This is a genomic window from Bacillus sp. FSL R5-0709 (assembly GCF_038004785.1).
Classification (GTDB): Bacteria; Bacillota; Bacilli; order Bacillales; family Bacillaceae_G; genus Bacillus_A; species Bacillus_A mycoides.
Genome location: NZ_JBBORT010000001.1, coordinates 1 through 7,500, shown reverse-complemented (window position 1 = coordinate 7,500; position 7,500 = coordinate 1). Strand labels below are relative to the sequence as shown.

The window sequence follows — 7,500 nt, the reverse complement described above, 5'->3', positions numbered from 1 at the left end:
GTTAAACGTTGCAAACGCATATCTAAAATCGCTTGCGCTTGTTTCTCACTTAAGCCGAAACGTTCCATTAAACCTTGTTTTGCAATATCAGCTGTTTTTGAACTACGGATTAAAGTAATAACTTCATCAAGATGATCTAAAGCAATTCGTAAGCCTTCTAAAATATGAGCACGCGCTTCTGCTTTCTCTAATTCATAAGCAGTACGTCTACGAATCACTACCTTTTGATGCTCTAAATAATAATATAGATTTTGTTTTAAATTTAAGACTTGTGGCTCTCCATTTACAAGAGACAACATATTAATACCGAAACTTGTTTGGAGTGCTGTATGTTTATATAGATTATTTAATAGTACATTGGCATTGGCATCACGACGTACTTCCATAACAATACGCATACCATTTCGATCTGATTCATCACGTAAATCTGTAATACCTTCAATTTTCTTATCACGAACTAGTTCTGCGATCTTTTCAATTAATCGCGCCTTATTAACTTGATAAGGTAGTTCTGTTACGATAATAGTTTGTTTACCATTTGCTTTCTCTTCAATTTCAACTTTAGCACGAAGTATAATAGAACCGCGACCTGTTTCGTAAGCTCTTCGAATTCCACTTCGCCCTAAGATTAAACCTGAAGTTGGGAAGTCTGGCCCAGGAATATATTCCATTAATTCCGCGATAGTGATATCAGGGTTATGACTTAATGCCAACACACCATCAATTACTTCTCCAAGTTGATGCGGTGGAATGTTTGTTGCCATACCAACCGCAATACCCGTCGTACCATTGACTAATAAGTTAGGGAAACGCGCTGGTAATACAACTGGCTCTCTTTCAGAACCATCGTAGTTATCTTGATAATCAATTGTATTCTTTGTAATATCGCGTATTAATTCCATAGAAATCTTAGACATTCTTGCTTCTGTATAACGCATTGCTGCCGCTGAATCTCCATCAACAGAACCGAAATTACCATGTCCATCAACAAGCATGTAACGTTGACTAAAATCTTGTGCCATACGTACCATTGTTTCATAAACAGCTGAATCACCGTGCGGGTGATACTTACCAATTACTTCGCCGACAATACGCGCCGACTTCTTATATGCTTTATCAGCTGTAATTCCTAAATCATTCATCGCATATAAAACCCTACGATGAACTGGTTTTAATCCATCACGAACATCTGGTAATGCACGAGACACGATAACACTCATTGCGTAATCTAAAAATGAGGTACGCATTTCATGACTAATATTAATTTCTCGAATTCGTGCTTGTTGTTGATTGTCTGACATCAACGAGCACCTCCTCTTACATTTCCGTTACACATACATTGATTTATATGTAGAAGACAGGAATACTTAGATTCCTGTCATTACTCACTTAAATATCAAGGTTTTTCACGTATTTTGCATTTTCTTGGATAAAGTTACGACGCGGCTCTACTTTATCACCCATCAAAATTTCAAATGTTTCATCCGCTTCAATTGCATCTTGAAGGGAAACTTGAAGTAACGAACGTACTTCTGGGTCCATTGTCGTCTCCCACAGCTGAGTTGGATTCATTTCCCCTAGACCTTTATAACGCTGAATCCCGGGCTTAGGTTGAGCTGGTAATTCAGCTAGTATTTTTTCAAGTTCTTTATTGTTATAAGCATATTGAATTTTTTTACCTTGTTGTACTTTAAACAACGGTGGCTGTGCGATATATATATATCCACACTCAATGATTTGACGCATATAACGATAGAAGAACGTTAATAATAGGGTACGAATATGTGCACCATCAACATCGGCATCTGTCATAATAATAACTTTATGATAGCGAGCTTTTTCAATAGCAAAATCCCCACCAATATTTGTACCAATTGCTGTAATAATTGTACGAACTTCATCATTTGATAAAATCTTATCTAAACGTGCCTTTTCAACGTTAATAATTTTACCCTTCAGTGGTAAAATCGCTTGAAAATGACGATCGCGTCCTTGTTTTGCAGATCCGCCCGCAGAGTCACCCTCCACGATATAAATTTCGCTAATTGCTGGATCTTTAGAAGAACAATCAGCTAGCTTCCCTGGTAAACTTGAAACTTCTAGAGCACTCTTTCGGCGCGTTAGTTCACGAGCCTTTTTAGCCGCTACACGTGCACGCGCTGCCATAGTCCCTTTATCTATAATTTTACGTGCAACATTAGGGTTTTCTAGTAAGAACTTTTCAAACGCCTCTGAGAATACAGACTCTGTAATCGTTCTCGCTTCACTATTTCCAAGTTTCGTCTTTGTTTGTCCTTCAAATTGTGGATTTGGATGCTTAATTGACACGATTGCTGTTAAGCCTTCACGAACATCTTCACCAGTTAAATTACTATCCGCATCTTTTAAAATATTATTTTTACGACCATAATCGTTAATTACACGTGTTAGAGCAGTCTTAAAACCTACCTCATGTGTACCGCCTTCATACGTATGAATATTATTTGTAAATGAATAAATATGATTTGTATAGCCTTCGTTATATTGAAGAGCAACCTCAACCTGAATCCCATCTTTTGAACCGTCAACATATACAGGTTCTTCATGAATCGGTTGTTTTGAACGATTTAAATGTTCAACATATGATTTAATTCCACCTTCATAATGGAATTCTTTCTTTTGCTTATGTTCACGCTTATCTTCAATTGTTAATTTAATATTACGATTTAAAAACGCCAACTCACGCATACGAGTCGCTAATGTATCAAATTCGTATTCTGTCGTCTCTGTAAAAATTTCTGAATCTGGCTTAAAGCGTGTGATCGTTCCTGTACGATCAGTTTCACCTATTACTTTTAAATCCGCAGCCGGGACCCCGCGTTCATATTTTTGATAGTGTATTTTTCCATCTCGATGTACAAATACCTCTAATTCTGTTGATAAAGCATTTACAACAGATGCACCTACACCATGCAAACCACCAGAAACTTTATAACCACCACCGCCAAATTTACCACCGGCATGGAGTACCGTCATAATAACTTCTACAGCAGGACGTCCCATTTTTTCTTGTATACCAACAGGGATACCACGACCATCATCTGTTACAACAATACTATTATCTTCTTCAATACTGACATTAATTTCATCACAATATCCTGCTAAAGCTTCATCAATACTGTTATCAACAATTTCCCACACGAGGTGATGAAGACCTTTTCCACTTGTAGAACCAATATACATACCAGGACGCTTTCGAACTGCCTCCAGTCCTTCTAACACCTGAATCTGACTTTCATCATATGCATTTTCCTGCATTTGCTTTTGTTCCATTGACACAAAGATCACCTACTTTTCCATTTAAACAGAAATTATTTTCTGTCTATTTCACAATCTACCGTGCCGTTCGTTACATGAATTGTTTTCGCTTCTTTCAATGTTTCGTGTTCAATTCCCTCGACACTCGTCGTTGTCACAAAGGTTTGTACTTTTCCTTGAATTGTATTTAGCAGATGCGATTGACGATAATCATCTAATTCTGATAACACATCATCTAGTAAAAGAATTGGATATTCCTTAACCTCTGAGTATATCAATTCAATTTCAGCCAATTTTAGGGATAGTGCGGTTGTTCGTTGTTGTCCTTGTGAACCAAAGACTTGAACATTTTTACTATTAACGAAGAATTGTAAATCATCACGATGAGGACCAAGTAAAGTTGTACCCCGAAAAATTTCACGTTGTTTCACAGATTGAAAACTTTCATAGTATACTTCCTTTATTTTCGACAAATCCATTGATTCTGATACATCTACACTTGGTTTATAAACGATTTCTAACTCCTCTAATCCCCTGCTAATTCCACGATGAATTGGAGCAGCCCATTCTTGTAGTAAATGCAAAAACTCAAAACGTTTTCGCAAAATTTTTGCACCATGCTCAATAAGTTGAAGTGTAAATACATCCAACATCGTTTCCTCATTTTTACTATTCCCTTGCATCTTCTTAAGTAAATGATTTCGTTGCGTGAGTACCTTTTGATATTGACTTAATTCATACAAATAGACCGGAGCTATTTGTCCAAGTTCCATATCCAAAAAGCGTCTTCGTACTTGAGGGCTTCCTTTTACAAGATTTAAATCTTCTGGGGCAAACATAACAACATTCATTTCACCAATATACTGGCTCAATTTTTGTTGTTCTAACTGATTTAACTTTGCCTTTTTACCTTTTTTTGAAATATTTAATTCTAAGGATACTGAACTATTTCGCCTTTGTAATCTACCTTTTATATTACCATAATCCTCATCCCAACGAATGAGTTCACGATCGTTCGAAGTTCTATGAGATTTCGCCATCGCCAATACATAAATAGCTTCCATCAGATTCGTTTTCCCTTGCGCATTTTCACCAATAATTACATTGACTTTATCCTCAAAGGAAAGCTCTAAATGCTCATAATTGCGATAGTTTTTTAATTGTATTTCTGTAATAAACAAAGGGATCCCCCTTTATGCCTGAACTTGGAAAGTTCCGCTTCCCGGAATTTCAACAATATCATTTGCATATAACTTTCGGCCTCTTCTATTTTCAAGTTCTTGATTCACGTATACTTCATATTCTTGTAAGAACCATTTCACAGCGCCACCTGTATCAATTACATCAGCTAACTTTAAAAATTGTCCTAGTGTAATGTATTCTGTTGAAATCTTAATAAGTTTCATAAAATCGCTCACTTTCTGAAAGTGTTCATTCTTTCATTGTACTAAATAAACTAGCATTAGGAAAGTAATACCCCACAAATCAAATAAGGGTCACTAGTACCTTTACACTAGCAACCCTTAATCCTTACTTAGTAAGTACGGACTGGTAAAATTAATTGGATAATGGAATTATCATTTACTGTGCGAATTAAAAACGGTCTCATTGCTCCAGTAAAACTAACTTTAATTTCTGTACTATCTAAAGCCTTTAATGCGTCCATCATATATTTTGCACTAAAAGATATTTTTAATTCTTCTCCATCTACATTTTCACATTGAACCTCTTCTACTACTTTTCCGATCTCTGGTGCATTCGAAGAAATCTCTAACATCTGTTGTTCTAATGTCGATAATTTAACAACGTTGTTACGACCATCTCTTGCTAACAGCGACGCACGATCAATCGCTTGTAAAAATTCTTTTGTATTTACAAATATATCAGTTTTACTTTCAGCTGGAATTAAACGCGTTGTATCTGGATAATTTCCTTCTAATAATCTTGAGAAGAATAATAAATGTTTTGTACGGAATAATACTTGATACTCCGTAATAACGATATCTACCATTTCTTCGGATTCATCTAGAATTTTACTTAATTCACTTAAGCTCTTACCAGGAATAACGACATTCGCTTGAAATTCATCGGCAATATTATACCCTTCGATTTTTGCTTTACGAAGTGCTAGTCTGTGACTATCTGTTGCAATGCAAGTTAGCTCGCTGTTATATACCTTCCAGTTTACACCTGTCAAGATCGGTCTTGTTTCAGAACTTGAAACTGCAAATACTGTTTGACGAATCATGTGCTTTAGTAAATCTGTTGGAATCTTAAATACATGATGTTCTTCGATTTGTGGTAATAACGGATATTCAGCAGCATCTAAACCATTTAAGTTGAACTCTGATTTTCCAGATTTTATTTTTGTCATAAAATGATTTTCCACAGAAATTTCGACAGTTTCTTTAGGTAATTTTTTTACGATCTCACTAAAATATTTTGCTTGTAAAATAATACTTCCTGATTGTTTAATTTCCACAATTTCTTTTCCAGCATCTTCGACTGGGATAAATGATTCGATAGAGATGTCTGCATCACTACCTGTTAAAGTAACTCCTTCTTCAGTTGCTACAACTTTAATCCCTGTAAGAATTGGAATTGTTGTACGAGAAGAAACTGCCTTCATTACATCTTGTACACTTCTTACAAGATAGTCTTTTTGTATTGTAAAACGCATAACGAAAAACCTCCGGTAAGTATAAGATTTTATTTATTTATTAAAGATAAAAAAGTAGTAGTAATAGTAATAGGGCTTGTGGATATGTGGATAACCCTGTTTAAAGATGTAAAAACAGTCTATCTACATGTGGATAGACTGTGCGTAAAATAAGCTAAGTTATTCACACTATTCAGCTACTACTATTTTAAAATATCCTTAACTTCTTCAACGTGTTTTTGTAATTGAGTATCCGTTTTTAATAGCTTCGAAATTTTTTCGTGAGCATGGATTACTGTTGTATGATCGCGGCCACCAAATTCTTCACCTATTTTTGGCAAAGATGAGTCCGTAAGTTCACGTGATAAATACATCGCAATTTGGCGAGGGAATGCAACGGATTTTGTCCGTTTTTTTGCTTTGAAATCTTCTAATTTTACTTGATAGACGCCCCCAACAGCCTTTTGAATATCAGAAATAGAAATAATTCTAGGTATAGAGTTTGGAATAATATTTTTAAGCGCTTCAGCCGCTAAATCAGCATTCATATCTTTATTAATTAAAGATGAATAAGCTACAACTCGAATAAGTGCACCCTCTAGTTCACGAATATTTGAATCGATTTGATTTGCGATATAAAGCATAACTTCATTTGGTATATCAAGACCTTCTGCTTTTGCTTTTTTACGTAAAATTGCGATTCTAGTTTCTAAATCTGGTGGCGTAATGTCCGTAATTAACCCCCATTCAAAGCGAGAACGAAGGCGATCTTCTAAAGTTGGGATTTCTTTTGGTGGTCTATCGCTTGAAATCACAATTTGTTTACTTTCTTCATGTAACGCATTAAATGTATGGAAAAACTCTTCCTGTGTTTGTTCTTTTCCAGCAAGAAATTGAATATCATCTATCAATAAGACATCTACATTACGATATTTATTACGAAAATCGACAGCTTTATTATCACGAATTGAATTAATAAATTCATTTGTAAATTTTTCAGATGATAAATATACAACTTTTGCATTTGGGTTGTGTTCAATTACATAATGCCCAATTGCGTGCATTAAATGTGTTTTTCCAAGTCCAACGCCCCCGTAAATAAAGAGCGGATTATAGGCTTTAGCTGGTGCTTCAGCTACAGCTAAAGAAGCAGCATGTGCAAAACGATTACCAGAGCCAATAACAAATGTATCAAATGTATATTTTGGGTTTAACATGCTCTGTGGTAAGTGATTAGACTCATCATGTGCGTGTTTTTGCTTAACAGAAGGGAGATCTATATCCTCTTCTGCCTGACTTTGGGGAATGATAAAACGAATAGCTAGTTTTGCCCCTGTTAAATCATAAAGTGTTTCGGAGATTAGTTCCGAATAATGAGATTCTAGCCAGTCACGAGCGAATTCATTTGGGGCTGTAATAGTTAATACATCTTTTTTTAAGTTATGAGCAGTTGTTGATTTTAACCAGGTTTCATAACTTGGCTTGCTTACCTTTTTTTCTAATTCTTTTAAGGCACTATTCCATAAATCAGAGATATTTTCCAA

At 35.4% G+C, this 7,500-nt stretch carries 6 protein-coding genes (1 of these 6 only partly in view); all 6 read right to left on the bottom strand.

Annotation, left to right across the window (positions count from 1 at the left end; genetic code table 11):
* A protein-coding gene (gene gyrA / locus MKX37_RS00030) for a DNA gyrase subunit A (RefSeq protein ID WP_002016488.1) crosses the window boundary here: on the bottom strand, positions 1-1,301 show its 5' portion. The gene continues 1,171 nt to the left of window position 1, outside the view; only the first 1,301 of its 2,472 coding nucleotides appear in the window; the start codon lies at positions 1,299-1,301; its stop codon lies off the left edge, out of view.
* An 88-nt stretch (positions 1,302-1,389) separates the two neighbouring features.
* Positions 1,390-3,312 (bottom strand): DNA topoisomerase (ATP-hydrolyzing) subunit B, encoded by a 1,923-nt coding sequence (gyrB, locus tag MKX37_RS00025; RefSeq protein WP_002034986.1) that lies wholly within the window; start codon positions 3,310-3,312, stop codon positions 1,390-1,392.
* A 38-nt stretch (positions 3,313-3,350) separates the two neighbouring features.
* Positions 3,351-4,478: a DNA replication/repair protein RecF gene (gene recF, locus MKX37_RS00020; protein ID WP_002016486.1), complete on the bottom strand. Its 1,128-nt coding sequence runs from the start codon at positions 4,476-4,478 to the stop codon at positions 3,351-3,353.
* A gap of 12 nt (positions 4,479-4,490) precedes the next feature.
* The gene (gene yaaA / locus MKX37_RS00015) at positions 4,491-4,703 is read right to left on the bottom strand and encodes a S4 domain-containing protein YaaA (RefSeq protein ID WP_002016484.1); all 213 of its coding nucleotides are present in this window, start codon (positions 4,701-4,703) and stop codon (positions 4,491-4,493) included.
* 128 nt (positions 4,704-4,831) lie between these two features.
* The gene (gene dnaN / locus MKX37_RS00010; RefSeq protein WP_002130198.1) at positions 4,832-5,977 is read right to left on the bottom strand and encodes a DNA polymerase III subunit beta; all 1,146 of its coding nucleotides are present in this window, start codon (positions 5,975-5,977) and stop codon (positions 4,832-4,834) included.
* Positions 5,978-6,159: 182 nt separating this feature from the next.
* On the bottom strand, positions 6,160-7,500 hold the full coding sequence (dnaA, locus tag MKX37_RS00005) for a chromosomal replication initiator protein DnaA (RefSeq protein ID WP_002016481.1): 1,341 nt from the start codon (positions 7,498-7,500) through the stop codon (positions 6,160-6,162).